Origin of the sequence: Bradyrhizobium cajani, assembly GCF_009759665.1 — a bacterium.
Lineage (GTDB): Bacteria > Pseudomonadota > Alphaproteobacteria > Rhizobiales > Xanthobacteraceae > Bradyrhizobium > Bradyrhizobium cajani.
The window spans coordinates 1-25,851 of record NZ_WQNE01000033.1 but is presented as its reverse complement, the minus strand read 5'-3'; the positions used below and the strand labels follow the sequence as shown (position 1 = coordinate 25,851).

General features: G+C 64.4%; 26 protein-coding genes and 1 tRNA gene. 13 read left to right on the top strand and 14 right to left on the bottom strand.

From position 1 onward, the window contains the following. Positions 1-189 precede the first annotated feature (189 nt). Entirely contained in the window at positions 190-828 is a 639-nt protein-coding gene (gene cmk / locus GPL20_RS30425; protein WP_157334675.1) for a (d)CMP kinase, read from the bottom strand. Beyond that, positions 825-2,210, bottom strand: a complete 1,386-nt coding sequence (gene aroA, locus GPL20_RS30420; RefSeq protein WP_157334673.1) for a 3-phosphoshikimate 1-carboxyvinyltransferase — start codon at positions 2,208-2,210, stop codon at positions 825-827. The genes cmk and aroA overlap by 4 nt, the downstream gene beginning before the upstream one ends. Positions 2,211-2,320: 110 nt before the next feature. Here aroA and GPL20_RS30415 point away from each other — a divergent pair, with 110 nt between their 5' ends. Together GPL20_RS30415 and GPL20_RS30410 are read left to right on the top strand one after the other, a co-directional pair. Next, entirely contained in the window at positions 2,321-2,728 is a 408-nt protein-coding gene (locus GPL20_RS30415) for a TIGR02300 family protein (protein WP_254125909.1), read from the top strand. A 98-nt stretch (positions 2,729-2,826) separates the two neighbouring features. Continuing rightward, positions 2,827-2,902 (top strand) — tRNA-Ala (locus GPL20_RS30410). 100 nt (positions 2,903-3,002) lie between these two features. Here GPL20_RS30410 and GPL20_RS30405 read toward each other — a convergent pair. Continuing rightward, complete coding sequence (locus GPL20_RS30405) at positions 3,003-3,464, bottom strand: MarR family winged helix-turn-helix transcriptional regulator (protein ID WP_157334671.1); 462 nt, start codon at positions 3,462-3,464, stop codon at positions 3,003-3,005. Positions 3,465-3,617: 153 nt separating this feature from the next. Here GPL20_RS30405 and GPL20_RS30400 point away from each other — a divergent pair, with 153 nt between their 5' ends. From GPL20_RS30400 to GPL20_RS30365, 8 genes are all read left to right on the top strand, one after another. Beyond that, positions 3,618-4,043, top strand: a complete 426-nt coding sequence (locus GPL20_RS30400) for an organic hydroperoxide resistance protein (protein ID WP_157334669.1) — start codon at positions 3,618-3,620, stop codon at positions 4,041-4,043. A gap of 175 nt (positions 4,044-4,218) precedes the next feature. Then, positions 4,219-5,421: a CaiB/BaiF CoA transferase family protein gene (locus GPL20_RS30395; protein ID WP_157334667.1), complete on the top strand. Its 1,203-nt coding sequence runs from the start codon at positions 4,219-4,221 to the stop codon at positions 5,419-5,421. Between the two features lie 650 nt (positions 5,422-6,071). Further along, the gene (gene ugpB / locus GPL20_RS30390; protein WP_157334665.1) at positions 6,072-7,388 is read left to right on the top strand and encodes a sn-glycerol-3-phosphate ABC transporter substrate-binding protein UgpB; all 1,317 of its coding nucleotides are present in this window, start codon (positions 6,072-6,074) and stop codon (positions 7,386-7,388) included. Between the two features lie 49 nt (positions 7,389-7,437). After that, positions 7,438-8,319, top strand: a complete 882-nt coding sequence (ugpA, locus tag GPL20_RS30385) for a sn-glycerol-3-phosphate ABC transporter permease UgpA (protein ID WP_157334663.1) — start codon at positions 7,438-7,440, stop codon at positions 8,317-8,319. Further along, a complete protein-coding gene (gene ugpE / locus GPL20_RS30380; protein WP_157334661.1) occupies positions 8,319-9,167 on the top strand; it encodes a sn-glycerol-3-phosphate ABC transporter permease UgpE in 849 nt (282 codons plus the stop codon). The genes ugpA and ugpE overlap by 1 nt, the downstream gene beginning before the upstream one ends. Positions 9,168-9,287: 120 nt before the next feature. After that, positions 9,288-10,370, top strand: a complete 1,083-nt coding sequence (locus GPL20_RS30375; protein WP_157334659.1) for a sn-glycerol-3-phosphate import ATP-binding protein UgpC — start codon at positions 9,288-9,290, stop codon at positions 10,368-10,370. Positions 10,371-10,631: 261 nt separating this feature from the next. Further along, the gene (locus GPL20_RS30370) at positions 10,632-11,057 is read left to right on the top strand and encodes an Hsp20 family protein (protein ID WP_157334657.1); all 426 of its coding nucleotides are present in this window, start codon (positions 10,632-10,634) and stop codon (positions 11,055-11,057) included. Positions 11,058-11,107: 50 nt separating this feature from the next. Then, positions 11,108-11,380 (top strand): BQ00720 family protein, encoded by a 273-nt coding sequence (locus GPL20_RS30365; RefSeq protein WP_007598581.1) that lies wholly within the window; start codon positions 11,108-11,110, stop codon positions 11,378-11,380. A 72-nt stretch (positions 11,381-11,452) separates the two neighbouring features. Here the strand turns inward: GPL20_RS30365 and GPL20_RS30360 are convergent, their stop codons facing one another. Genes GPL20_RS30360 through GPL20_RS30350 form a run of 3 tightly spaced genes read right to left on the bottom strand, consistent with a single transcriptional unit; the run spans position 11,453 to position 15,019 of the window. Then, on the bottom strand, positions 11,453-12,991 hold the full coding sequence (locus GPL20_RS30360; protein ID WP_157334655.1) for an AMP-binding protein: 1,539 nt from the start codon (positions 12,989-12,991) through the stop codon (positions 11,453-11,455). A gap of 57 nt (positions 12,992-13,048) precedes the next feature. Continuing rightward, positions 13,049-14,179 carry a DUF5938 domain-containing protein gene (locus GPL20_RS30355; protein WP_157334653.1) on the bottom strand — a complete coding sequence of 377 codons (1,131 nt, stop codon included), beginning with the start codon at positions 14,177-14,179 and terminating at the stop codon, positions 13,049-13,051. Between the two features lie 36 nt (positions 14,180-14,215). Beyond that, positions 14,216-15,019 carry an SDR family NAD(P)-dependent oxidoreductase gene (locus GPL20_RS30350; RefSeq protein ID WP_157334650.1) on the bottom strand — a complete coding sequence of 268 codons (804 nt, stop codon included), beginning with the start codon at positions 15,017-15,019 and terminating at the stop codon, positions 14,216-14,218. 297 nt (positions 15,020-15,316) lie between these two features. On the opposite strand from GPL20_RS30350, the gene GPL20_RS30345 reads away from it, so the two are divergent. Then, positions 15,317-15,952 (top strand): TetR/AcrR family transcriptional regulator, encoded by a 636-nt coding sequence (locus GPL20_RS30345; protein ID WP_157334648.1) that lies wholly within the window; start codon positions 15,317-15,319, stop codon positions 15,950-15,952. A gap of 146 nt (positions 15,953-16,098) precedes the next feature. Continuing rightward, positions 16,099-16,725, top strand: coding sequence for a GNAT family N-acetyltransferase (locus GPL20_RS30340; RefSeq protein WP_157334647.1), 627 nt, complete (start codon positions 16,099-16,101; stop codon positions 16,723-16,725). Between the two features lie 30 nt (positions 16,726-16,755). On the opposite strand, the gene GPL20_RS30335 is transcribed toward GPL20_RS30340, so the two are convergent. The 8 genes from GPL20_RS30335 to GPL20_RS30300 form a co-directional block, all read right to left on the bottom strand. Next, positions 16,756-17,595 carry an outer membrane protein gene (locus GPL20_RS30335; RefSeq protein ID WP_157334645.1) on the bottom strand — a complete coding sequence of 280 codons (840 nt, stop codon included), beginning with the start codon at positions 17,593-17,595 and terminating at the stop codon, positions 16,756-16,758. 435 nt (positions 17,596-18,030) lie between these two features. Further along, positions 18,031-18,492, bottom strand: coding sequence for a PTS IIA-like nitrogen regulatory protein PtsN (gene ptsN, locus GPL20_RS30330; RefSeq protein WP_008141251.1), 462 nt, complete (start codon positions 18,490-18,492; stop codon positions 18,031-18,033). Positions 18,493-18,711: 219 nt separating this feature from the next. After that, on the bottom strand, positions 18,712-19,314 hold the full coding sequence (gene hpf / locus GPL20_RS30325; protein WP_157334643.1) for a ribosome hibernation-promoting factor, HPF/YfiA family: 603 nt from the start codon (positions 19,312-19,314) through the stop codon (positions 18,712-18,714). Between the two features lie 84 nt (positions 19,315-19,398). After that, positions 19,399-21,012: an RNA polymerase factor sigma-54 gene (gene rpoN / locus GPL20_RS30320; RefSeq protein ID WP_157334641.1), complete on the bottom strand. Its 1,614-nt coding sequence runs from the start codon at positions 21,010-21,012 to the stop codon at positions 19,399-19,401. Positions 21,013-21,103: 91 nt separating this feature from the next. Continuing rightward, on the bottom strand, positions 21,104-22,087 hold the full coding sequence (gene lptB / locus GPL20_RS30315) for an LPS export ABC transporter ATP-binding protein (protein WP_157334639.1): 984 nt from the start codon (positions 22,085-22,087) through the stop codon (positions 21,104-21,106). Positions 22,088-22,310: 223 nt separating this feature from the next. After that, complete coding sequence (locus tag GPL20_RS30310) at positions 22,311-23,048, bottom strand: LptA/OstA family protein (RefSeq protein WP_246251089.1); 738 nt, start codon at positions 23,046-23,048, stop codon at positions 22,311-22,313. A gap of 5 nt (positions 23,049-23,053) precedes the next feature. Further along, entirely contained in the window at positions 23,054-23,785 is a 732-nt protein-coding gene (lptC, locus tag GPL20_RS30305) for an LPS export ABC transporter periplasmic protein LptC (RefSeq protein WP_254125907.1), read from the bottom strand. A gap of 225 nt (positions 23,786-24,010) precedes the next feature. Next, complete coding sequence (locus GPL20_RS30300; protein ID WP_157334635.1) at positions 24,011-24,625, bottom strand: ribonuclease D; 615 nt, start codon at positions 24,623-24,625, stop codon at positions 24,011-24,013. A gap of 292 nt (positions 24,626-24,917) precedes the next feature. Between GPL20_RS30300 and GPL20_RS30295 the strand changes: the two genes are divergently transcribed. Beyond that, positions 24,918-25,851 (top strand): MFS transporter (locus tag GPL20_RS30295; protein WP_157334633.1); only part of this gene is annotated, 934 nt, incomplete at its 3' end.

Below are 25,851 nucleotides of genomic sequence, written 5' to 3'. Positions count from 1 at the left end.
CTTCGAGCGACCGCTCGTTGCCCCGGCCCAAAGACCGGAACAGCGGAAGCGGGCCGGCTGAGGCCCGCGCGTTCGATACGTTGAAATCTGTTGTCCGGAGCCTGGATCGCGCCGGTCCTGAAACCGAAGGACCGAAGGTATCGACCTCAAAGAGCGGGAGCGGGCGCTTCCTCCAATGACGGCTGCGGCTTAACCCCGCGACCGGCCCGCTCGGACGGCCTCGATAATGTCGATGGCGGCCCGGACGCCGCCTTCTATATCCAGTTGGGAGTTGTCTAGCAAGTAAGCATCGGTGGCTGGTTTTAGAGGTGCAATCGGGCGGTTCTTGTCGCGCTCGTCGCGCTGGATGATGTCCGCGAGCACGGCCGCCTCGTCGGCGTCCTCGCCCCGCGCCTTGGCCTCCATGGTCCGGCGGCGCGCCCGGACCCTGGGATCGGCGACGACGAAGATCTTCACGTCGGCGTGGGGGCAGATCACGGTTCCAATATCCCGGCCATCGAGCACGGCGCCGGGTGGATCGGCGGCGAATTGCCGCTGGAAATTGACCAGGGCCTCGCGGACCGCCGGGATCGCCGAGACGATGGAGGCGCCCTCGCCGACCGTCTGGGTCTTTAGCGCGGGATTGCCGAACTTTTCGGGATCGAGTTCCAGCGCCGCCGCGACCGCGGCCGCCTCGTCCCGGAGATCGTGGCCGGACTGCATCAGCGCGTAAGCCACCGCGCGATAGATCACACCGGTATCGAGATGACGATAGCCGTAGTGGTGGGCGAGGCGCTTGCCCAGCGTCCCTTTCCCCGACGCCGCGGGCCCATCGATGGCGATGATCATGAAAACTCGGCCCCCAGCGCACGCATCATCGGAATGAAATCCGGAAAGCTGGTGGCGATGAAGGTGGTGTCGTCGACGCGCACCGGCTGGTCGGAGGCGCAGCCCATCACCAGCGCGGACATCGCGATGCGATGGTCCATATGGGTGGCAACGAGGCCGCCGCCGGGAACGTGGCCACGGCCCTCGACGATCAGATCATCGCCGGAGACCTCCACCTTGACTCCGTTGACGCGGAGCATGTCGGCGGTGGCCTCTAGCCGGTCGGATTCCTTGACCCGCAGCTCGTGCAGGCCGCGCATGACGGTGGTGCCTTCGGCGAAGGAGGCCGCCACCGCCAGCACCAGATATTCGTCGATCATCGAGGGTGCGCGCTCCGGCGGCACTTCGACGCCGCGCAGTTTTGACGCGCGCACGCGCAGTTGCGCCATCGGCTCGCCGGCGTCACCGCGCACCTCGCTCTCTTCAATCGAGGCGCCCATTTCGCGCAGCGTGGTGAACAGACCGGTGCGCAGCGGATTGGTCATGACATCCGACAGGACGACATCTGAGCCTTCGGCGATGAGCGCCGCGACGACCGGGAAGGCCGCCGAAGAGGGATCGGCGGGCACGACGACGCTGGCGCCGTGCAACTCGCCCTGGCCCACCAGCGTGATGCGGCGGCCGTGCTGGCCTTCCCGCGCCGAAGTGATGTCGGCGCCGAAGTGCCTGAGCATCAGCTCGGTGTGGTCGCGACTGGCCTCGGTCTCGATCACGGTGGTGGTGCCGGGTGCGGCGAGCCCCGCGAGCAGCACCGCCGACTTGATCTGGGCCGAGGCGACCGGGGTCTTGTAGGTGATCGGCAGCGGATCGCGCGCGCCCTGGAGGGTCAGCGGCAGACGGCCGCCCTCGCCCCCGGACACGACCCTGGCGCCCATCTTTTCGAGCGGATCGAGGATCCGGCGCATGGGGCGGCTGCGCAGCGAGGCGTCACCGTCGAATACCGCCGAGATCGGACATCCCGCCACCGCCCCCATGACCAGCCGGCACCCGGTGCCGGAGTTGCCGAAATCCAGCGCTGTCTTGGGCTCGGCAAAGCCGGCAACCCCGACGCCGTGGACCTTCCAGGCAAAATTGCCTGTGCGCTCGACCCTGGCGCCCAGCGCCTGCATGGATTTGGCGGTGTTGAGGACGTCCTCGCCCTCGAGCAAGCCCGAAATCCGGGTCTCGCCGACCGCGAGCGCGCCCAGGATCAGGGCGCGGTGAGAAATCGACTTGTCCCCAGGCACCCGTACTTTCCCGGTCAGGGGCCCGCCGGCGCGCGACTGAAGCGGCCTCGGTTGGTCGGAATGGGTCAAGATTGTGTCCTTGGATACGCCCTCGCGGCTTGGGGGCAGGTACCACATGGTCAGCGCCCCGTCACGGGCATGTCGTTCTTCCGTAATGCGCTATTGACAGCGGGCCGCCAACTAGCCAAGTGAAGCACCGCTTTTCAGACATTCCCAGGATTCCTGCCGTGGCCAAGTCCGAACTCGGAACCAAACGTATTTGCCCGACCACGGGCAAGAAATTCTATGACCTCAACAAGAGTCCGGTGATCTCGCCCTATACCGGTGAGGTGGTGCCGATCGCTCCGGTGGCCCCTGCGCGTGCGACCCGTGGCGGGGCCGAAGCCCGCAGCATGGCCCAGGACACCGCGCCGGAGCCGGCGGAGGTCGAGGAGGTCTCGCTCGAGGAGGCCGACGCCGAGGAGAACACCGGCAAGGTCAAGGCCGCCGTGCCCGAATCCGAGGACGATATCGAGGTCGACGAGACCCTCGACGACGACGATGACGATGATTCGACCTTCATTGCCGACGAGGAAGAGGGCGATGAGGACGTGACCGACATCATTGGTGATGTCGGAGGTGATGAAGAGACTTGAGATCAGCCCTGATCTGTGAAAAAGGGTGCACCGCGCGAGTCGCCAGGGCTCGCCGGCCGGGACGGATCCCCCAGGGTCCTCCCAATTGGAAGACTTAAGGGGCCATAGCTCAGCTGGGAGAGCGCTTGCATGGCATGCAAGAGGTCGGCGGTTCGATCCCGCCTGGCTCCACCACGCTTCACCCTTCGGGCTACGCGTGGCGCAGCCGCGCAGGGCCCGAAGGGTGAAGCGTGGTGTCCGGCGAAGCCCGCAGGGCGGGCTTTGACGAACTCCCCTACTCCCCGATCACCGCATTGAGCCGGTCGCGCAGCGCGACGATCTCGTCCTTCATCGCAACCAGCTCCGAGACCGAGCAGTCCGAGGCCGCCAGGATCGACTGCGGCACGCTGCGCGCCTTGTCCTTCAAGGCGTGGCCCTGCGGCGTCAGCGCGATCAGCACCTGACGCTCGTCCTCGCTCGAGCGGGTGCGCTTGACGAGATGAGCTGCCTCGAGCCGCTTGAGCAGCGGCGTCAGCGTGCCGGAATCGAGGAACAGCTTTTCGCCGATGTCCTTGACCGGCACGTCGTCGCGCTCCCACAGCACCAGCATCACCAGATATTGCGGGTAGGTCAGGCCGAGCCGGTCGAGCAGCGGCTTGTAGACACGGTTGAAGGCGTGCGCGGCCGAATAGACCGCAAAGCAGATCTGGTTGTCGAGCCGCAGCGGCGCGTCCGCTGCCGATGGTTTCCGGGGCATGAAGAATCTCACTGGAACTGCTTCCATTCTGGGCCCGGCCGGCGGCACATTCAATTGCGAACAATTAAATGTGAGACCCTACAATTTCAATTGCGCGCAATCTAATTGTCTGCGATACAGATCGCGCCCACCCGAACCCCCAGGGAGATCAAAATGTCCGTGAACGTCCTCTACAAGACCAGCGCCAAGGCGACCGGCGGCCGCGACGGCCATGCTGCAACCCTCGACGGCGCGCTCGACGTCAAGCTGACCACGCCGAAGGAGCTCGGCGGCGGCGGCGGCGCCGGCAACAATCCCGAACAGCTGTTCGCGGCCGGCTATGCCGCCTGCTTCATCGGCGCGATGAAGTTCGTGGCCTCGCAGGGCGGACCGAAGGTCCCCGCCGACGCCTCCGTCACCTCGACCGTCGGCATCGGCCCGCGCTCGGCGGGCGGCTTCGGTCTCGACATCGATCTCGCCGTCTCGCTGCCGGGCCTTGCCCGTGCCGAGGCCGAGGCGCTGGTCGAGAAGGCGCACCAGGTGTGCCCCTACTCCAATGCCACGCGCGGGAATATCGACGTTCGCCTGACGATCGTCTGATCGGAAGGTGAATTGGCTGGCCCGGGATCCCCCTCGGGCCGGCCGCTTTTGTTGATTTACCACGCCGCGGGATTGACGCGCGGCGGTGCATGCGGCCCTACGCGAGGGCCCATTGCTGACGCAAACAAACCTCGCTAGGCCTGTGATCAAAGCTCGACACAGGGGAAGCGAAGGCATGACCGAAGCAGCATTGGGCGCAATGAGCGGACTGCGCGTCATCGATCTCACGCGCGTGCTCGGCGGCCCTTACTGCACCCAGATTCTCGCCGACCACGGCGCCGACGTGATCAAGGTCGAGCCGCCTGCCGGCGACGAGGTGCGCGACTGGGGCCCTCCCTTCCACGATGAGGACGCGGCGTATTTCATCGGCATCAACCGCAACAAGCGCTCGATCGGCCTCGACCTCGCCTCCGAGGGCGGCCGGATCGTGCTGCTCAAGATGCTGGAGACGGCCGACGTCCTGATCGAGAATTTCAAGCCGGGCACGCTGGAGAAATGGGGCATCGGCAACGAGGTGCTGCGCGACAAATTCCCGCGCCTCGTGCACTGCCGGATCTGCGGCTTCGGCGCCGACGGCCCGCGCGGCGGCAATCCCGGCTATGACGCCATCATCCAGGCCATGACCGGCATGATCGCGGCGACCGGCTCGCCCGAGAGCGGGCCGATGCGGATCGGCGTGCCGCTGGTCGACATCACCACCGGCCTTTACGCCGCGATCGGCATCCTGATGGCGCTGTCGGAGCGGCAGCGCTCCGGCAAGGGCCAGTTCCTGGAGACGACGCTGTACGAGACCGGCCTTGCCATCATGCATCCGCACACCGCGAATTATTTCATGCATGGCAAGCCCCCTGGCCTCACCGGCAACGAGCATCCCAACCTCGTGCCTTACGCGATCTTTCCGACCAAGACCGACAACATCTTCATCGGCGTCGGCAATGACGGCACGTTCCGCAAGCTCGCCAAGGAGATCGGCAAGCCCGAGCTCGGCACCGATCCGCGCTTTGCCCGCAACAAGGACCGCATCGCCAACCGCGAGGCGCTGCGCGCCGAGCTTGCCGCCGTGTTCAGCCAGCACGAGGCCGAGCCGCTGTGCAATCGCCTGCTCGCGGCCGGCCTGCCCGCCGGCCCCGTGCAGAAGATCGATCAGGCGCTGACCAACCCGCACACGATCGCGCGCGGCGATGTCATCGAGAAGGACTGGTACAAGGGCGTGGCCTCGCCGATCCGGCTCGACCGCAGCAAGCCGAGCTTGCGCCGCCTGCCGCCGAAGTTCAGCCAGCACTCGGCGGAGGTGCTGGGCGAGTTCGGCTACTCCCAGGCGGAGATCGAGGCAATGGTCGAGAAGGGCACCGTCTGCGGCCCCGAGCGCAAGCGCTAGGGTTGCGATAGGAGAAAGAGCGCACCGCAACGACAGTGCGCTCCCTCCCCCGCATGCGCAGGGCTATCGGCTATGGCATTTTGCGTGACTTGAGCGCGCGCCTCGTCCTTCGAGACGACCGCTTCGCGGTCTCCTCAGGATGAGGCTAAGCGGCATGTGCGCTCGTCGAAACTGCTGCCACGCACTCGGTCCTCATCCTGAGGGCCCGCCAACGGCGGGCGTCTCGAAGGATGGCCACAAAGAAATTGGCAGCATACGCGATAGCCCTGCCCGCTTGCGGGGGAGGGTCGGGGAGAGGGTGCCTCCGCAACGGGACAATCCCCCAGAGGATAGAGCCCTCACCCGGCGCTGCGCGCCGACCTCTCCCGCAAGCGGGAGAGGTTAAGGGAGCCCGGAGCTGCATTGGTTCTACGTAACGCCAATCCGGCCGACGGCACTCAATACTGATCCAAGCAATGCCGCACTGCGGCGCGACGCACGCATATGCACTGCGAACCGATACCGCTGCCCGCGGCGTCTTCGCCTATTTGATGGCTTCCCTTTTCGAGCGCTTGCCGCTTTCGTTTCGGCCGCTTACACAGTCATGTGAACGTCATATGGCGCTGCTAGCGCAAGCGCTTCTTTAGTGACGGGCAAGGGAGGTTTTCTTGATGGCTCTTCGACACTTTGGCGCGGCTGCCGCTGTCGCACTCACCGTTGGTCTCGGCGCCTCGCCGGCCCTGGCCGTGACCGAAATCCAGTGGTGGCACGCGATGACCGGCGCCAACAACGACGTCATCGTCAAGCTGGCGACCGACTTCAACGCGTCGCAGACCGACTACAAGGTGATCCCGACCTACAAGGGCAACTATGCCGATACGATGAACGCCGGCATCGCCGCATTCCGCGCCGGCAACGCTCCGCACATCATGCAGGTGTTCGAAGTCGGCACCGCGACCATGATGGCCGCGACCGGCGCCGTGAAGCCGGTCTACAAGCTGATGGGCGAGACCGGCGAGAAGTTCGATCCGAAGGCCTACCTGCCCGCGATCACCGGCTACTACTCGACCTCGAAGGGCGAGATGCTGTCCTTCCCCTTCAACTCGTCGTCGACCGTGATGTGGGTCAATCTCGACGAGCTCAAGAAGGCGAACGTCGAGATTCCGAAGACCTGGCCTGAGGTGTTCGACGCGGCCAAGAAGCTGAAGGCCGCCGGCCACGCCACCTGCGGCTTCTCCGGCTCCTGGGTCACCTGGGTCAATCTCGAGCAGCTCTCCGCCTGGCACAACGTGCCGCTCGCCAGCAAGGCCAACGGCCTCGACGGCTTCGACACCGTGCTCGAGTTCAACGGGCCGCTCCAGGTCAAGCATCTCGAGAACCTGGTCGAGCTCCAGAAGGACAAGACCTACGACTATGCCGGCCGCACCAACACCGGCGAAGGCCGCTTCACCTCCGGCGAGTGCCCGATCTACCTGACCTCGTCGGCGTTCTTCGGCAACGTCAAGGCGCAGGCCAAGTTCGCCTTCACCGCCGTGCCGATGCCCTATTATCCGGACGCCAAGGGCGCACCGCAGAACTCGATCATCGGCGGCGCCTCGCTCTGGGTCATGGGCGGCAAGTCGGCCGACGAGTACAAGGGCGTCGCGAAGTTCCTGACCTTCCTCTCGGACACCGACCGTCAGGTCTACATCCACAAGGCTTCGGGCTATCTGCCGATCACCAAGGCGGCCTATGAGAAGGCCAAAGCCGAGGGCTTCTACAAGGATCAGCCCTATCTCGAGACCCCGCTGCTCGAGCTGACCAACAAGGAGCCGACCGAGAATTCCCGCGGCCTGCGCCTCGGCAACATGGTGCAGCTCCGTGACGTCTGGTCGGAAGAGATCGAGCAGGCGCTGGCCGGCAAGAAGACCGCCAAGCAGGCGCTCGATGCCGCCGTCGAGCGCGGCAACACCATGCTGCGCCAGTTCGAAAAGACCGCCGTCAAGTGAGGCGATCGGCGGCAGGCCGGTAGCCCGGCCTGCCGCTTCTGCGGACATCATGCAAAAGCAAGCCATTTTCCAGTCGAAGCTATTGCCCTACGCGCTGGTTGCCCCGCAACTCGCGATCGTGCTGATTTTCTTCTACTGGCCGGCCTTGCAGGCGGTGATCCAGTCCTTCCTGCTCCAGGACGCCTTCGGCCTCTCGACCAGCTTCGTCTGGTTCGAGAACTATCTCGACCTGTTCAAGGAGCGCGCCTATTTCGAGGCGATCGTCCGGACCTTCTTCTTCTCCTTCGCCATCGCGGTGTCTTCGCTGTCGTTTGCGCTGCTGCTGGCCGTGATGGCGGACAAGCCGCTGCGCGGCTCGACGCTCTATCGCACGCTGCTGATCTGGCCCTATGCGGTGGCGCCGCCCGTGGTCGGCGTGCTCTGGATCTTCATGCTGCACCCCTCGCTCGGCGTGCTCTCGCGCTATCTGCGCAACATGGGCATCGACTGGAATCCGCTGCTCGACGGCAACCAGGCCGCCAGCTTGATCATCCTCGCTGCCGCCTGGAAGCAGATCTCCTATAATTTCCTGTTCTTCCTCGCCGGCCTCCAGAGTATCCCCCGAAGCGTGCTCGAGGCCGCGGCGATCGACGGCGCCCGCCCGATGCGGCGGTTCTGGACCGTGACCTTCCCGCTGCTGTCGCCGACCATCTTCTTCCTTCTGGTCGTCAACATCGTCTACGCCTTCTTCGACACCTTCGGCATCATCGACACCATGACCCGCGGCGGCCCCGGCAAGTCGACGGAGACGCTGGTCTACAAGGTCTATACCGACGGCCTGCTCGGCGGGAATCTCGGCAGCTCCGCGGCGCAATCGGTGATCCTGATGATCATGGTCATCGTGCTGACCGGAATCCAGTTCCGCTTCGTCGAACGCAAGGTGACCTACTGATGGTCGAGGAGGAGGGCTTCCGGCGCTACGTCGCCCACATCATCCTATGGATCGGAATCGCGATCGTCGCCTTCCCGGTCTATCTCGCCTTCGTCGCCTCAACCCAGGACAACGCCGTCATCGCCAATGGGCAGATGTCGCTGCTGCCGGGCGGGCATTTCTTCCAGACCTACTATCAGACGATCTTCGTCGGCACGAGCGGCTCGACCCGCGAACCAGTCGGCAACATGATGCTCAATTCGCTGATCATGGCGCTATTGATCGCGCTCGGCAAAATCGCGATCTCGATCATCTCGGCCTATGCGATCGTGTATTTCCGCTTTCCGTTCCGGATGCCGATCTTCTGGATTATCTTCATCACATTGATGCTGCCGGTCGAGGTGCGCATCTATCCGACCTACAAGATCGTCGCCGACCTGCACATGCTCGACAGCTATGCCGGCCTGTCGCTGCCGCTGATCGCGTCGGCCACCGCGACGCTGCTGTTCCGCCAGTTCTTCATGACGGTGCCGGACGAGCTGCTGGAAGCCTCGCGCATCGACGGCGCCGGTCCCTTCCGCTTCTTTTGGGATACGCTGCTGCCGCTGTCGCGCACCAACATGGCGGCGCTGTTCGTGATCCTGTTCATCCTCGGCTGGAATCAATATCTCTGGCCGCTGCTCATCACCACGCGCGACGACATGCAGACCATCCAGATCGGCATCCGCAAGATGATCACCACCACCGACGCACTGACCGAATGGCCGATCGTGATGGCAACCGCCATGCTCGCCATGCTGCCGCCGGTGTTCGTCGTCATCGCCATGCAGAAACTGTTCGTGCGCGGCCTGGTCGAGACGGAAAAATGAGAAGGCGAATGGCGAATAGCGAATGGCGAATGGTACGCCGACGATCGAGTGGCTGTTGCATTCCACACAGCTCCACTACTCGCCACTCACTATTCGCCACTCGCGCGAGCGGAGCGAGCAATGGCTAACGTCACCCTGCGCAGCGTCCGCAAGACCTATCCCGGCGGCTTCGAGGCCATCAAGGGCGTCGACGTCGATGTCGGCGACGGACAGTTCTGCGTGCTGGTCGGACCCAGCGGCTGCGGCAAGTCGACCTTGCTGCGCATGGTCGCGGGGCTGGAGACCGTCACCGGCGGCGAGATCGACATCGGCGGCCGCGTCGTCAACCAGGTCGAGCCCGCCGATCGCGACATCGCGATGGTGTTCCAGAACTACGCGCTCTATCCGCATATGAGCGTCTACAACAACATGGCCTACGGCCTGCGCAACCGCGGCATGGCTGAAGCAGAGATCAAGACCCGCGTCGAGGAAGCCGCGCGCGTCCTCGAGCTCGCGCCGATGCTGGAGCGCAAGCCGCGCCAGCTCTCCGGCGGCCAACGCCAGCGCGTCGCCATGGGCCGTGCCATCGTGCGGCAGCCGAAGGTGTTCCTGTTCGACGAGCCGCTGTCGAACCTCGATGCCAAGCTGCGCATCGCGATGCGGGTCGAGATCCGCAAATTGCAGCGCCGGCTCAACACGACGTCGATCTACGTCACCCACGACCAGCTCGAGGCGATGACGCTCGCCGATATTCTCGTCGTGATGAATGGCGGCCAGGTCGAGCAGGTCGGCAACCCGCTTGCGATCTACGAGAAGCCGGCGACGACCTTCGTCGCCTCCTTCATCGGCGCGCCGCCGATGAATCTTATGTCGACGCGCCCCGACGAGATCAAGTCGCAGCTCGGCAGCGCCGGCGAGGCCGGCATCCTCGGCATCCGTCCGGAGGATTTCGTCATCACCGACCAGACCCCCGCGGGCGGCGTCGCCCTTTCGCTGATTGTCGAGGCGATCGAGCGTGTCGGCGCCGAGACCTTCGTCTACGGCTCGCGTCAGCAGGAGGAGCAGCGCGTCGCCGCCACGCCCGGCGAGCTGCCGCCCGGCGAGGTCATCGTCCGCATCCCCGGAACCGAGGCCCCAGGCATCGGCCAGACCATCCGCGTCGCGGCGGTGCGGGCGAAGCTGCATCTGTTCAGCGGCGATGGCCGCAAGCGGATCGAGGCCTGAGCGGTTCCAGCGGCTGTCGATGAAAACCGCGAAAACAACCCCATGCACAGTAGAGGGGGCTTGTTTTCGTTGAGATAAATCGCCTGCCAAATGCCAGGCATCCGCACGATGGCGAACCTTGCTTTCGGGCGGACATGCCCCATCCACAGGTCCCGGGCTACCTGCTTGAACCGACACGGGCTTATGACCATATTGCTGACCAAGGGGTGCCACTTCCGGGCCCCGAAACACCAAAGTCGCTTCGAGAGGACTTTGTAAACTATGTCTCGTGTTCCCACGCTCTCCAGTCCTTTTCTGCTGGGCTTTGACGAGATTGAGCGCGTGCTCGATCGCGTCGTCAAAGGCGCCGACGGTTACCCTCCCTACAACATCGAGAGGTGCGAACGGTCGGACGGCCAGCCCGAGCGCTTGCGCATCACGCTGGCGGTCGCCGGATTCACCCGCGATCAACTCGATGTAACCATTGAGGAAAACCAGCTCGTGATCCGCGGGCGGCAGCAGGACGACAAGACCCGGCAATACATCCATCGCGGCATCGCCGCGCGCCACTTCCAGCGCACCTTCGTGCTGGCGGAGGGGATGCTGGTGCTGGGTGCGGATCTGAAGAACGGGTTGTTGTCGATCGATCTTGCCCGGCCTGAACCGGAGAGGATCGTTAAGACAATCGCTATCAATGAGCACGAATAATGGAACGAGTAGCGGACTCGACCGCTTAGTGTTCCAGAGGAGTCGAGACCATGAGTGAAGGTCACGTTGCGTTCGAATACGAAGCCAAGAACGTCTCTCCGGAGACGCTGGCAACCCTCGGCGAAGGCCATATCGCCTATGTGAAGCAGATCCGCTCCGAGGACGTGCCGGGGCTGTTTCCGGAGGCGCCGAAAATCGCGCCGGGCCTCAAGCTCTTCGCGCTCCACGCCGCCGACGGCACGCCGATCATGCTGACCGACAGCCGCGAAGCCGCGATCGCCAACGCCTGGAGCAACGAGCTGCAAGCCGTCAGCGTGCACTGACGCCGGTCTGAAGCAAAACATCCACGGATTCAAAGCGCGGGCATGCCTCACGGCGGCCCGCGCTTTTCTTTGCTAGTCGCCTGAGCGATCTGACAGCCGCGCGCGAATGTCCGGCTTCAGCACCTTGCCCACTTTGGAGCGCGGCAGATCGTCCCAGACCTCGATCTGCTTCGGCGTCTTGACGCTGCCGATCTGCGCCTTGACGAAGGCGGCGAGCGCCGCTGAATCGATTTGCTGGCCGGCGCGGGGCTGGACCACGGCGACGATCCGCTCCCCCCATTTCTCGTCCGCCAGCCCGATCACGGCGCAATCCTGCACCGCCTCGTGCGCCCGCAGCGCATTCTCGACCTCGATCGAATAGACGTTGAACCCGCCGGTGATGATCATGTCCTTGGCGCGATCGACGATATAGAGGTAGCCCTCATCGTCGATGTAGCCGATGTCGCCGGTGTGGTGCCAGCCATGTGCCGATGCTTCGGCGGTGGCTTGCGGATTCTTGTAGTAGCCATCCATTACCAGCGAGCCGCGCACAACGATCTCGCCGCGTGCGCCCGATGGCAATAGATGCCCATCGTCATCCATGATGCCGGCCTGCACCAGCGGGCTGATCCGGCCGGCCGAGGCGAGACGCTCCATCGCGATGGTGCCGTCGGCGTTGTAATGCTCGCCAGGTGCCATCATCGAGATCATCATCGGCGCTTCGGTCTGACCGAACAACTGCGCCATCGGCCCGATCCGCTGGAGCGCCTCCGCGAGCCGCGATGCCGAGATCGGCGCGGCGCCGTACCAGAAACATTGCAACGAGCCGAGCTTGTCGCGATCAAGCTTGGGATGATCGAGCAGCATGTAGATCACGGTCGGCGGCAGGAAAGTGTGCGTGACCTGGTAGCGCGCGATCAGATCGAGGAACTCGCCGATGTCGGGGTGGTGCATGATCACGATGCGGCCGCCAAGCGTCATGATCGGGAAACACAGCACGCCGGCGGCATGCGTCAGCGGTGCCAGCGCGAGATAGACCGGGCGCCCCCTGAACGGATAGCCCATCAAGGTCAGCGCAGTCATGGTCTCGATGTTGCGGCCCGACAGCATCACCCCCTTGGGCTTGCCGGTGGTGCCGCCGGTGCCCGGGATCATCGCGAGATCGTCGATCGTCTCGCGCTGATAAGGGTCGTCGTCGAGACCGGCGAGCCAGTTGTCGAACGATGGCGCGAAAGGCAGTTCGGCGTCGAGGCAAACGAGTGCGCGCAACTTCGGCAGCTCGGGCCGCACCGCCTCGACCATCGGCGCAAAGCTCGAATGGAACAGCAGCAGGCTGCAATCGAACCCGTCGAGGATGAACTTGTTCTCGGCCGCTTCATTGCGCGGATTGATCGGGCACCAGACCGCGCCGGCGCGCGAGATGCCGAACACACAGGCGAAGGCGACCGGATCGTTGCCGGAGAGAATTGCGACCTTTTCGCCGGCGGCAATACCCGATCGCGCGAGCCCGCGCGCGACGCGGTAGCTCAGCAACTGCACCTCGCGATAGCTGAGATCGTGCCCGTCCATGGTCAGGCACGGCGCATCAGCGCCGAGCGAGGCGCCTTTGTCCAGGTAATCGATGAAGCGCATGATCAACACCCGAAGCGGCAGCGGGTGACGCGGAGGACCGCGTCACCCGCGATTGACTTAATCGTTCACGGTCAGAATCGGCTTGCTGACGAGTCCGAAACTGCGCAATTGCCCGAGCAGTTCGTGATGGCCGAACGCCTGGCAGCCCGAGGCGAAGCCTACTCGTTTCGGCGGCTGCTGCAGCAGGTGCGCCGCGGCATAGGCCTGCAGCAAGCCGGTCTGCTTGTAGTTGCTGTTGCCATAGATGATGCAGTGCGCGCGCCCCAACGGGCCGGAGGCATGCACCGAATCCAGCGACTTGTTGACGCGCGGGTTCTCCCGCGGCGGCATGGTGTTCATCACGCCGGCGGCGGTCTGCGCCAACGCGGCGTAGCGGTCGTCGGGGTTCATGTTCTTGGTCGCCTCCAGCGCGCCGGCGACGATCTGCGGCACGCCCAGCATCAGCGCGCGGTTGAACACGCCGCCAAGCACCTTCACGTTGGCCACGCGCGGATCGCGCTTGAACCACACCGGGTGCGAGGTGCCGCCCCAGGGCAGCGCCAGCGCCAGCTCGTGCTGGCCGGGGATGGCGAGGTTGTAGAGGCCGGCATCGGGCTGATGCTCGACGTACTTGTTTTGCTCCAGATAGTAGGCCTTGGCCATCGCGGCGTTGACCAGGATGGTCTGCGTCGAGGCGATGGTCGGGCTGCCGCCCCAGAACACGGCGATATCGAGCGTATCGAGGCCTGGTGTCTCCAGGCACAGCTGGGCTGCGATCTCGCCGGTCGTGTACATCTGCGCGATACCCGGCGCCAGCAGCAGGCCGGCATTGGCGAACTTCGCGCCAAACTCCTGATCGAGCGTGATCAGCCAATCCTGTTCGCCGGTGGTGTCGGTGTAATGGCACTTGGCAGCAAGGCAAGCCTGCACCACGTCCGTGCCGAACTTGGCGAAGGGGCCCACGGTGTTGAGCACCACCGAGGCGCCCTTGAACAATTCAGTCAGCGCGGCCACGGTGTGCGGCACCGTCACCACCTCGTAGTCGGCGGTCTCGATGCCGGCTACATTCGACTTCATCGCTGCGTTGAGCTTCTCGGCGCTGCGGCCGGCGGCGATGAAGGGGATGTTGTACTCGCGTAAGTATTCGCAGACCAGCCGGCCGGTGTAGCCGGACGCGCCATAGACGATGACGGGCTTCTTCTCGCTCATTGCGCTCCTCCGAAATGCTTGTTGTCGGCGTTGTTGCTACATGCCCATGCCGCCATCGACCGGCAGGCCGACGCCGGTGATGAAGCGCGCCTGGTCCGAGCAAAGGAACACCGCGGCATTGCCGATGTCGGTGACCTCGGCGAGACGGCCGAGCGGGGTCTGCTCGACGACGGAGCCGACCGCCGCGTTGACGTCGGTCGCGAGCCCGACCTTGACGATGTCATTAGCGAGCTGCATGCCCATGTCGGTCGGGATCAGGCCCGGATAGATGCAGTTCACGCGTACGCCGAAGCCGAGCTTGCCGGCTTCCATCGCGCCGATGCGCGTCATACGATCGACCGCGGATTTGGTGCCCGAATAGACCGCGATGCTCGGGAAGGCGATCGTCGCAGCGACCGAAGCGATGTTGACGACGGCGCCGCCCTTGCCCGCCGGCCCGCCCGGGCGCATCGCGCGGAACGCGTGCTTCATGCCGAGCACCGTGCCGACGATGTTGACGTCGCACATCCGCCGCGCGTCCTCGGCCTTGACCTCTGAAATCAGCGAGGTGATCTCGATGCCGGCGTTGTTGATGAGGATGTCGTAGCCGCCGAGCGTCGCGATCGTCGCAGCGGCCGCTTTCTCCCACTGCGCATCGTCGGTGACGTCGAGATGCACGAAGCCGGTCTTCACACCGAGCTTGGCGATCTGGCCGGCGCTGTCCTTGCCGAGGTCATCGAGGATGTCGCCGATCATGACCGCCGCGCCGGAGCGCGCCAGTGCGTCTGCGATAGCGGCTCCTATCCCGCGAGCTCCGCCGGTGATCAGGGCTTTGCGGCCATCAAGACTCTTCTCACTCATTGCACGTCCTCCCTTTGCTGATCTCTTTGCTGATGATCGGTGCATGCTGCGATCGGCAGCACGGTGCCGGCGCAGTGGCGCAACGGCATGCGAGTCCGTTCCGGCGGCATGGCGCCGGTGGGTGCATTTCCTCCCTTTGCTGGCGTCTTGACGACTGTCCAAATTCTTGGCGCGCACACTCCTCCCGGAGCTTGACAGTTGTCAAGGTAAAAATTTGACAGTTGTCAAAGAGGGTGGTCTGTAGACGATGGCGAACGATGTGATCGTCGTGACGAAGAGACGGGAGACGGCGCGACAATGGCGCGGCAAGCGACAGGAGCGGCGAAGCGCGAGGCCGTGGCGGAGGTCGTGCGGGACGAGAAGTTCAACGCGCGGCGCATCGAGCTTGCCGAGGCCGCGCTCGAAACGCTGGGCGAGCTCGGCTTCGCACGCACCAGCCTGCGCGAGATCGCGCAAAACTCGGCATTCACGCACGGCGTGTTCCACTATTATTTCAGCGACAAGCTCGACCTGATCTGCTGCTGCGTCCGCCACTACAAGGCGAAGTGCGTGACGCGGTATGACGATGTCGTCGTGACAGCAACGAGCCGCGACGAATTGACGGAGGGTTTCCTCGCCAGGCTCGCAGCAACGCTGCAGAACGAAGCCCGTATGCACCGTCTCTGGTACGACTTGCGCTCGCAGGCGATGTTCGAGGCGGCGTTTCGCAAGGATGTGCTCGAGATCGACAAGAGCTTGGAAGCGATGATCTGGCGCATCGCCTCCCGCTACGCCGAGTTCGGCGGCAAGCGGCCGGCGTCGTCGCCGGCTGCGCTTTATGCACTGTTCGACGGTCTATTCCAGAGTGCGCTGCTCAAGCACCTCGCGGGTGACAAGGCGGCGATTCCCGAACTGCTCGACGAAGTCCGGCGTCTGCTGCCGACGGTCTGCTGAAGCGCACAAGCGGCGTCCACGAACAGAGTTTCAACGGGCACGCCTTCACGCGAAGGCGTGCCCGGTTTGCGTTTCTGAGCACACCGAGCTGGGGCTCGCTTGTCCATCCAAATTGATCGCTGAACTCGAAGCTGCTTAGATGCGGCATGCCGCCGAAAGTGGAACGTCTCGCCAAGCAGCAATTGTGGTTTCCGGCCGGACGCTATTTCCTGCGCACCATCAAGCGTGACGATGCCTCGCAGCGCTGGGCGGACTGGTTGTCCGACCCCTGGACGGTGCACGTCCTCAACACGTCGCCGCGCGCGATGACCAAGGCGGAGATCGCCGACTACATCAAGTCCTTCGATCAGCGCGAACGACTCCTGCTCGGGATCTTCGAGCGCGGCAGCCGCGCGCATGTCGGCTTCATCCGCCTCGACATCAACGCGGCGGCGAGCGAGGCGCTCGTCAGCGCCGTGATCGGTGAAAAGGAACACCGCAATGCGGGCGCAACGGTGAACACCTTCATCCCGCTGCTCAAGTTCGTGTTCGACGATCTCAAGCTCGGCCGCATCCGCGCTTTCGTGCTGGAACGAAACCAGACGACCATTCAATATCTGTCGAAGCTCGGATGGACGCTCGAGCCTGATCCCGAAAAGCCGGTGCGGTCGCACACCGACGGATCGCTGCTGGTCCTGCGCCGGATGACGTGGGACCGGCCGGGTTTTCAGGCCTGGCTGAAGAGCCCGATCGGGCAGCGGATCGCCAATCGCATGGAAGCGGCGCGGGGCTGAGCCCGGCCGCCGCTCCCTATGCAAAATCAATCAGTACTTCGCGACGACCGGCGATCCGCCGAACCGGTAGTTGATGCCCACCTTCACGATGTCGATGTCCTGACGGATGTCGAGCAACGCGGTGGTACCGACAGATTGATTGGTGAATCCCACGCGCTTGCTGTCGAAGCCGTAGTGATTGTACTCGATCAAGGCCGACCAGTTGGGAGCGAAGGCCCATTCGATACCGGCACCTGCCACCCAGCCGATACGATCGGTGCTGGCGCTTGAATTACAGGGCTCAAAAACGAGGAATCCGACGCCGGGACAGGCGAAGCCGCCAATCGCCGTGAAGTTGTTCAGGCTATAGCGGTCATGCGCGAAGCCGACGCCGCCCTTGCCGTAGACGAGGAATCGATCCCAGGTGTAGCCCACACGTCCCGTGACACTGGCGACCCAATCCGTTCGGCTCGAGAGCGTTGCCGGATTTCCGGCTTTGCCGCCGAAGAACGGGTCGTTCGCAACGCCATGGATATCGGTTGCGGTGAAATCACCGGCGATGCCGATGACCCAATTGCTCGAGAACTGGTAGTCGCAGCCCACTTGTGCGCCGCCGACGATGCCGACGTCTCCGTTCACGCCGATCCGGTCGCCCGGCACCAGGCCGGTCGTCATCACCGGACCGCCGAAGGTCGGCGTCGAAACGCCCGGATCCGTGAAGCCCGTCCTGCTCGCACCCCCGCCGACATGGCCGCCGATGTAACAGCCGCTCCAGCTGAAAGGTATGGCCGCCACGACCGGCGCTTTCGTGTAGGGACGCGCCCCCAAATCCGCGGCCTGAGCGGAGCCTGCGACAATCAGTGCCGACGTCGCCAGAAGCAGTCGTTTCATCGTCATTCCCCCAAACAATCAGCAATAGAAATTTTTGACAGAGTACATCGCTCGGCCGACTCGCGCTGTATTCAGCCAGCAACAGTCAGACACTTTCAGAAATGCAGTTTCAAAACTGAACTCAAGGCGCCGCTGTATGGCGCGTCGAGCTTGAAGACGGCGCACTGAGCTTAGCGTCACAGTGCCGCAGCGTTCCTTTCGCAGCGCCGCCAATGCGCGCGCGTTTTCCGCACGCAGTATTTTCAAACGGGCATGCCTTCGCGCGAAGACGTGCCCGTTTCATTTTGGGGGAGATGAGGAGATGAAGTGTCTCCGCATCGTCATTGCGAGCGCAGCGAAGCAATCCAGAATCGCTCCGCGGAGGGACTCTGGATTGCTTCGTCGCGAGGGCTCCTCGCAATGACGGTGTTGAGAGAGCTACGCTTGCAATGAAGATCAGGCCGCCGTCGCCGGCGGCAGGGCGAGCACCGAGTAGATCGCCTGGGCGTCGCGCGAGGCGCGCAGCTTCTTGGCGATGTCCTGGTCGCGGAGCAGGCGGGCGATGCGGGCGAGCGCCTTGAGATGATCGGCGCCGGCACCTTCGGGCGCCAGCAGCAGGAAGACGAGATCGACCGGCTGGCCGTCCATCGCCTCGAAATCGATCGGGCGATCGAGCCGCGCGAACAGGCCAAAGATCTTTTCGAGCTTGGGCAGCTTGCCGTGCGGAATCGCAACGCCGTAGCCGACCGCGGTGGTGCCGAGCTTCTCCCGTTGCAACAGCACCTCGAACACGGAGCGTTCGTTCTGCCCGGTCAGCTCGGCGGCCTTGGCCGCGAGCTCCTGCAAGGCCTGCTTCTTGCTGTTGACTTTCAATGCCGGGAGAATCGCCTCGGGTGCGACCAGATCGGTAATCGGCATGGAAGCTTTCCGAGGTGAATTAAACCGTCAGGTTCCGATTTGGCCATCTTGGAGGACCAAGCTGAGCCGGCGTCAATAACATGAAGCAGGAGGGGGACTTAGCCCCGGTCCTGATGTGGGGCGCTTCTACTCCAACGCAATCCCGGTGCCAACTCCCGCGTAGGGCTTTGCCCCGGACATTGTTAAGGGCTGCGGATGCTACGGGCCCCGGATTCCGGCCTAACCGCCCGACTTGCCGTCCGGCTTTCCGCCGGGCGGGTCGATCCAGCCGACATTGCCGTCGGCCCGGCGATAAATGATGTTCACCCGGCCGCTGGAGCCGTGCTGGAATACCAGGCAGGGTGCCCCGCTGAGGTCGAGTTCCATGACGGCCTCGCTGACCGACAGCGGCTTCAGCGAGGTGGTGGCCTCCGCGATGATCACGGGGCTGTAGCCGGTGACCTCGTCTTCGCCCTCCGGCGCCTCCAGCACGTAAGCCGTGGCATCGAGCGCGGCCAACGCCTGCGAGGCGGCATGGGCCTTGCGGGCGGAACGGTCCTTGAGCCGGTTCTTGTAGCGGCGCAGCCGCGTCTCGATCATCAGCAGCGCCTGGTCGGCGCTGGCATAGGCATCCGGCGCATTCGAATCGGCCTCCAGCGTGATCCCCGTATCCAGATGCAGGGCGCAATCGGTGCGGAAGCCGAAGCCGTCCTTGCTCAGCGTGATGTGGCCGGAATAATTGCCGTCGAAATACTTGCGCAGCACCTCGTCGGTGCGGTCGGCAACGCGGCCGCGCAGGGCCTCGCCGACGCTGATGCTCTTTCCCGAAATCCGGAGAGTCATGTGATGCCTCGCTTGGTTTGCTTGCCCAGCTTGGGATCGGTCGCGATGGGGGATTGAGAGTAGCGCGATTTGGCGCCAGCGCAATCAGGCCGGCTCGGTGTTGCGGGAGCGATCTGACAGTGCGGTGGAGAGGACGTTACCAAGAGCGCTCTGCTTGTCGCGGCGACGTTGCACCGAGGAGGGAATGCGCATGGCTTCGCGGTACTTCGCGACCGTGCGGCGGGCAATATCAATGCCCGAGGCGCGCAAGCGTTCCACGATGGTGTCATCCGACAGGATCGCGGAGGGCGCCTCCGAATCGATCAGCTGCTTGATGTGGTGGCGAACGGCTTCGGCCGAATGCGCCTCGCCGCCGTCGGCCGAGGCGATCGACGCCGTGAAGAAATATTTCAATTCGAATGTGCCGCGATTTGTCGCCATGTATTTGTTGGCGGTGACGCGCGACACCGTGGATTCATGCATCTGGATGGCGTCGGCGACCGCCTTCAGATTCAGCGGCCTCAAGTGCGCCACGCCATGAGTGAAGAAGCCGTCCTGCTGGCGCACGATCTCGGTTGCAACTTTCAGGATGGTGCGGGCGCGCTGGTCGAGCGCGCGCACCAGCCAGGTCGCGTTCTGGAGCGCATCGGTGAAATAGGACTTGTCGCCGTCCTTGCCGATCTTCTTCGACAGCTCGGAATAGTAGGTCTGGTTCACCAGCACACGCGGCAAGGTGTCGCTGTTGAGCTCGACATGCCAGCCGCCGTCAGGACCCGGGCGGACATAGACGTCCGGCACCATGGTCTGCAAACGGGCCGAGCCGAACTTCATGCCGGGCTTGGGATTGAGGCGGCGGATCTCGCCGATCATGTCGGCAATGTCCTCGTCGTCGACGCCGCAGAGCTTGCGCAAGGCGGCGATGTCGCGTTTGGCGAGGAGATCGAGATGCTCGACCAGGGCCTGCATCGCCGGGTCGTAGCGGTCGAGCTCGCGGAGCTGGATCGCCAGGCATTCGCTCAGATTGCGCGCGCAGACGCCGGGCGGATCGAATTTTTGCAGCACGGCAAGGACGCCTTCGACCTCCTGTTGCGACGCACCGAGCCGCTCGGCGGCCTGGCCGAGATCGGGCGGCAGATAGCCGGCCTCGTCGACGAGGTCGATCAGGTACTGACCGATCATGCGCTGCGCGGGTGCGGTGAAGGCGACCGAGAGCTGCTCGGCCAGATGGTCCGACAGCGTGGTCTCCGCCGCGACAAAAGCTTCCAGATTGTAGTCTTCCTCACCCGAGGCGCCGCCGCCCCATTCGGTGTAGGTGGTCGGCGCGGCATCCTGGGCGTTGCGCGCGGCCGCCTCGGCCGGCTCCTCGGAGAAGACGTTGTCCAGGCCCGTGTCCAGGGTCTGCTCGATCTCGGCGCGGGTGCCAAGATCCTTGCTCATCCATTCTTCCTGGCCGGGCTCGAAGGCCTCGCCGGCGCCGCCACCGGGCTCGTCACTGCCGCCAGCCTCGTCGCCGTCGCCGAACTGGCCGGCCTCGGCCGGGGCTTCGCCCGGAGCCTCGTCGCTGGCCCGTTCCAGCAGCGGATTGCGCTCGAGTTCCTCTTCCACGAACGTCGTGAGATCGAGATTGGACAATTGCAGCAGCTTGATCGCCTGCATCAACTGCGGCGTCATGACCAGCGACTGCGATTGCCGGAACTCTAATCTCTGCGTGAGCGCCATGAAGCAAGAACCGTTCCCAAAAAATTGGTCCGATTTTTGCTTATCCTAGTCCGAGCCCGATGTATACGCCTTGACGAATGGGAAAAAAGGGCTAGAGGCGGAATTCCTCGCCAAGGTAAAGCCGGCGAACGTCCGGATCGGCGACGATTTCATCCGGGGTCCCCTCGGTCAGGATTTCACCGGCATAGACGATATAGGCGCGATCGGTGAGGCCGAGCGTCTCGCGGACATTGTGGTCGGTGATGAGCACGCCGATGCCGCGATTGGTGAGATGGCGGACCAGATCCTGGATGTCGCCGACCGCGATCGGATCGATGCCGGCGAAGGGCTCGTCGAGCAGCATGTAGTTCGGCCGCGTTGCCAGCGCCCGCGCGATCTCGACGCGGCGCCGCTCGCCGCCGGATAGCGCGATCGACGGCGATTTGCGCAGGCGCGTGATGTTGAACTCGTCGAGCAGCGAGTCGAGCTGCTGCTCGCGCTTCTTGCGCGAGGGCTCGACCACTTCGAGCACGGCGCGGATGTTCTGCTCGACCGTGAGGCCGCGGAAGATCGAGGCTTCCTGCGGCAGATAGCCGATGCCGAGCCGCGCGCGCTGGTACATCGGGAGCTTGGTGACGTCGTGGCCGTCGAGCTCGATCGCGCCCCGGTCGGCCTTGATCAGGCCGGTGATCATGTAGAACACGGTGGTCTTGCCGGCGCCGTTCGGGCCGAGCAGGCCGACCGCTTCGCCGCGGCGCACATAGATGCTGACGCCGCGCACGACCTGACGGCTGCCGAAGGCCTTTTCCACGCTATGCACAGCCAGGAAGCCCGGCCGCTTCAGCAGCTGCGGGCCACCGGCTCCGTTCGGCCGGCTGGCAGCCCTGACCGGGTGAACCGCCTGGGCACGCGGCGGCTCGGCCTGATAGTCGCCTTGAAACTGATCGGGCGCATGCATCGGCTGGTCGCGGGCGTCGCGCACCGGGCTGGGCACGAGACCGCCGACGCTGTCACCGAGCGCGGTGATGTCACGCGCAAATCCTGGCCGGCCGCGTTTGGCGGGGCGCCGACGGAACATGCTGAAAAGATCGACCATCCCCGCCTTCTAGCTTTTCGCGGTACTCGCGCGATCTGCCGCGCTGGCGCTATCGATTCGCCGACGCAGCATGGGTGAAGGGATGTCTCATGCCCAGTGAAACACGCCCGAAAAGCGGCGGCCCCGCTTTAAAAGCCCTTCGCGCTAGATACAGTCTCGCCGCGCAAGCTTCAACCTCGGATCGGGTGCATCCGGGCCAAGCTGTTGAACTTGTTTTTGGAATTTACTTTTGTTTACCTGCACCGGGCAATTGCAGAGGCGGGGCCGGGGCGGGCTTGGTCCCCTGGTTGCCCGGCGCGCAATCACTGCCGGCGCCCTGCGGCAGCAGGACCTGAACCCGGCCGCTGTCGGACTCCACGCGCGACACGCCGGTCGTCATGTCCACCGTCAGCCGGTCGCCGCGCATCACATTCTTGCACTGCGTCATGACCACCTGGCCCGCGCCGCCGCCGAACATAGTGATGAGGTTGGTCTTGGTGTCGAACACGGCGGTCTCGCCTGTCACCACCTGGTCCTTCTGGGTGACGACGACATTGCCGCGCGCCTCCAGCCGCTTGATCGAGGAGCTGCCGCCAGGGCCGGGCGTTGCCGACTGCATCGGCGCGCCCTTGGCGCCCTTCGCTGCGGGCGCTGCCGGTTGCGGCGCGGCCGGCTTGTCGCCGCCGCCGGATTCGTAAAACACCACCAGCGTCTTCGAGGTCATGGTGGTGTCGCCCTGGATGACCTTCACATTGCCGGAGAAGGTCGCTTCCTTCTTCTTGTCGCGCATCTCGAGCGCGGCGGCCTCGATCTGGATCGGCTGATCGCGGTTCTGCGAGAAGCCCTGCATTGCGTTGGGCACGCCCTGCATCGTGCTCTGTGCGGCAGCACCCGTTGCAATCAGCGCAACGCCGACGGCCAGCGCGGCCGCATTGAGGATGGCGCTGCGCTGGCCTTCGTTGCGCGAAAGAAAACTGAGCATGAAAATCATCTTGAATTGGCGGACTTGTTCTGAGGCGTTCGCGTCTTTGCCGGCGGCGCAGGCTCGGCCGGAGGCGCAGGCTGCGCCGCGGCGGGATCGTCCAGCTTGTCCAGATGCATCACGACATTGCCCTCGAAGCGGATGACGTCGCCGCCTTCCGTGATTCGTAAGCGATCCGCGGTCAGCGTGCCGTTGTTCAGCTTGACGTCGACATGCTCATCCGACGAGACCGTGCCCTTGCCCATGTCGACGAAGGCCGAGTTCAGTCGCGCCTCGTAGCCGGTCGAGGTGCGCAGGAAGATGTCCTTGTGCAAATCGAGTTGCTGCTGCTTGTTGTCGAAGCGGCCGGTGCGGGCATCGAGCAGCAGGGTGGACTTGTCTTCCATCAGCACCTTCGCGCGCAGGTCATTGAGATCGACATGGTCGGGGTCGGTGATGTCCTGTGTCGCGGTCTTGGCCCAGAGCTCGTAGGGCCGCTGGTCCGGCGTGAAGCCGGACAGATGCGGCGTCTCCATCGTGATCTTGGTGCCCGTCACCACGAGGTTTCCGGAGTCGAGCTTCACGGGGATCTGGAACGGATTGAGGAACGTCGAAATGGCGACGACCGAGGCCATCGACACCACCACCGTCACCGGTACCGCGATGCGCAGAATCCGCACCAGGCGGCTGTGGCGCGCCGCGCTGGCAAACTTCGCCGCAAGCGCGGCGTCGTAGGTTGGATTCTGGGCCGAATTCACCTGAGCTCCCGAGGGCGTCGCGCGCCCTGTCCGGTTTTGGGACGCACCATTGTACCCGGCGGCGCCACAATATGCAGCCCGCGACAGGCCGCAGGAAAGTGTCCGAAACGGGGCGGCAGCGCTAAAGCGCCATCGCGCTTTAGGTTATTGTTTGAGCATGATCTTTTCGGAAAACCGCTTCACACTTTTCCGGATCATGCCCGAGCCTAACGTCCTCCGGGCACTTCAGGAATGCGCGAAAATGTCCTCCTCGCCCCAGCCCTGGAGGTCGAGCAAAGCGCGGGTCGGCAGGAAGTCGAAGCAGGCCTGAGCCAGCTGGGTGCGGCCTTCCCGCACCAGCATGGCATCGAGCCGCTCGCGCAAGCCGTGCAGATGCAGCACGTCGGAGGCGGCATAGGCGAGCTGCGGCTCGGACAGGCTGTCCGACCCCCAGTCGCTCGACTGCTGCTGCTTGGAAAGGTCGATGTTGAGCACCTCGCGCACGAGGTCCTTGAGGCCGTGGCGATCGGTATAGGTGCGCGTCAGGCGGGAGGCGATCTTGGTGCAGTAGATCGGCCCGGTCATGACGCCGAAGGTCTGGTACAGCACCGCAACGTCGAACCGCGCGAAGTGGAAGATCTTGGTGATGGCGGGATTGACCAGCAGGGCCTTCAGGTTCGGCGCATCGGTGTGGCCCTTGGGGATCTGCACCACGTCGGCGCTGCCGTCGCCGGGCGAGAGCTGCACCACGCAGAGCCGGTCGCGGTGCGGGTTCAGCCCCATGGTCTCGGTGTCGATCGCCACCGCTCCGGTGTAGCGGGACAGGTCGGGCAGGTCACCGCGGTGCAGGCGTACGGTCATGGCGTTTCAAAACCTCAATCGAATCGGTTGCGTCGGCGTAACAGGTTAATCGGATTGCCTTGCGATGTAGCCACTGGCGGCAGGCCGCGCAAGCGCCGGCCGTGGCAGCGATGACGCTTGGTCGGATGCTGCCGGTCAGCGACGCGCCGGCCGCTGTTGCATGGATCCCACAACCCGGCGCGAGCTTCGCAATTCCGGCGAAACTGACGCCATGGGCCACGTGCAAATCGTCCCGGCCCACCCCATTTGCCAGTTTCGCGCTCCCTTGCCCGCTCACCATGAATCAGGTGCCATGACCGAACAGACGTTGGCTGCGCCGATCGACGATCAACAGGAACGCCAACGCGGCTTCTCGCGCTACCAGGCGCTCCTCATCGCGCTGCTCGCGTTCACGCAGTTCACGATCATTCTCGACTTCATCATCATGTCGCCGCTCGGCGCCATCCTGATGCCCTCGCTCAACATCACGGCCGGGCAATTCGGCGTCGCGGTGTCGGCCTACGCGTTCAGCGCGGGACTATCGGGAATCCTCGCCGCCGGCTTTGCCGATCGCTTCGATCGCAAGCGCCTGCTGCTGTTCTTCTATGTCGGCTTCACGCTCGGAACCATGCTCTGCGCCGCGGCGCAGGACTACCATGTGCTGCTGCTCGGCCGGATCGTGACCGGATTGTTCGGCGGCGTGATCGGCTCGATCGTGCTGGCCATCACCACCGACCTGTTCCCGCTGCATCTGCGCGGCCGCGTGATGGGCTTCATCCAGACGGCGTTCGCCGCGAGCCAGGTGCTCGGCATTCCCGCGGGGCTGTTTCTCGCCAATCACTGGAACTGGCATGTCTGCTTCGTCGCGATCGTCGTCCTGTCGATCGCAGCGATCGCAATCATCGCCTTTGCGATGGAGCCGGTCGACGCGCATCTGAAACTGAAGCAGGACAGAAACCCGTTCCACCATCTGATCGCGACGGTCGGAGAGCCACGCTACACGCTGGCCTTCGCGGTCACGACGCTGCTGGCGACCGGCGGGTACATGCTGATGCCGTTCTCCAGCGCCTTCACCGTGCACAATCTCGGCATCGACATCACGCATCTGCCGACGATCTACCTCGTCTCCGGCCTGTTCAGCATCGTCACGGGACCGCTGGTCGGCCGTGCCAGCGACGCGTTCGGCAAATACCCGACCTTCGTGTTCGGCAGCGTGGTGTCGGTCATCATGGTGCTGATCTACACCC

Bases quoted from the DNA above. Each gene is read 5' to 3' on its own strand.
- GPL20_RS30355 (WP_157334653.1), bottom strand. From the start codon at position 14,179: ATGAGCGAGAAGAAGCCCGTCATCGTCTATGGCGCGTCCGGCTACACC.
- GPL20_RS30350 (WP_157334650.1), bottom strand. From the start codon at position 15,019: ATGAGTGAGAAGAGTCTTGATGGCCGCAAAGCCCTGATCACCGGCGGA.
- GPL20_RS30300 (WP_157334635.1), bottom strand. From the start codon at position 24,625: ATGACCGTACGCCTGCACCGCGGTGACCTGCCCGACCTGTCCCGCTAC.
- ugpB (WP_157334665.1), top strand. From the start codon at position 6,072: ATGGCTCTTCGACACTTTGGCGCGGCTGCCGCTGTCGCACTCACCGTT.
- ugpA (WP_157334663.1), top strand. From the start codon at position 7,438: ATGCAAAAGCAAGCCATTTTCCAGTCGAAGCTATTGCCCTACGCGCTG.
- hpf (WP_157334643.1), bottom strand. From the start codon at position 19,314: ATGACTCTCCGGATTTCGGGAAAGAGCATCAGCGTCGGCGAGGCCCTG.
- ptsN (WP_008141251.1), bottom strand. From the start codon at position 18,492: ATGCCGATTACCGATCTGGTCGCACCCGAGGCGATTCTCCCGGCATTG.
- GPL20_RS30405 (WP_157334671.1), bottom strand. From the start codon at position 3,464: ATGCCCCGGAAACCATCGGCAGCGGACGCGCCGCTGCGGCTCGACAAC.
- GPL20_RS30360 (WP_157334655.1), bottom strand. From the start codon at position 12,991: ATGCGCTTCATCGATTACCTGGACAAAGGCGCCTCGCTCGGCGCTGAT.
- cmk (WP_157334675.1), bottom strand. From the start codon at position 828: ATGATCATCGCCATCGATGGGCCCGCGGCGTCGGGGAAAGGGACGCTG.
- GPL20_RS30375 (WP_157334659.1), top strand. From the start codon at position 9,288: ATGGCTAACGTCACCCTGCGCAGCGTCCGCAAGACCTATCCCGGCGGC.
- rpoN (WP_157334641.1), bottom strand. From the start codon at position 21,012: ATGGCGCTCACGCAGAGATTAGAGTTCCGGCAATCGCAGTCGCTGGTC.
- GPL20_RS30335 (WP_157334645.1), bottom strand. From the start codon at position 17,595: ATGAAACGACTGCTTCTGGCGACGTCGGCACTGATTGTCGCAGGCTCC.
- GPL20_RS30365 (WP_007598581.1), top strand. From the start codon at position 11,108: ATGAGTGAAGGTCACGTTGCGTTCGAATACGAAGCCAAGAACGTCTCT.
- aroA (WP_157334673.1), bottom strand. From the start codon at position 2,210: ATGTGGTACCTGCCCCCAAGCCGCGAGGGCGTATCCAAGGACACAATC.
- GPL20_RS30310 (WP_246251089.1), bottom strand. From the start codon at position 23,048: ATGCTCAGTTTTCTTTCGCGCAACGAAGGCCAGCGCAGCGCCATCCTC.
- lptB (WP_157334639.1), bottom strand. From the start codon at position 22,087: ATGGTCGATCTTTTCAGCATGTTCCGTCGGCGCCCCGCCAAACGCGGC.
- GPL20_RS30340 (WP_157334647.1), top strand. From the start codon at position 16,099: ATGCCGCCGAAAGTGGAACGTCTCGCCAAGCAGCAATTGTGGTTTCCG.
- ugpE (WP_157334661.1), top strand. From the start codon at position 8,319: ATGGTCGAGGAGGAGGGCTTCCGGCGCTACGTCGCCCACATCATCCTA.
- GPL20_RS30395 (WP_157334667.1), top strand. From the start codon at position 4,219: ATGACCGAAGCAGCATTGGGCGCAATGAGCGGACTGCGCGTCATCGAT.
- GPL20_RS30370 (WP_157334657.1), top strand. From the start codon at position 10,632: ATGTCTCGTGTTCCCACGCTCTCCAGTCCTTTTCTGCTGGGCTTTGAC.
- GPL20_RS30345 (WP_157334648.1), top strand. From the start codon at position 15,317: ATGGCGCGGCAAGCGACAGGAGCGGCGAAGCGCGAGGCCGTGGCGGAG.
- GPL20_RS30400 (WP_157334669.1), top strand. From the start codon at position 3,618: ATGTCCGTGAACGTCCTCTACAAGACCAGCGCCAAGGCGACCGGCGGC.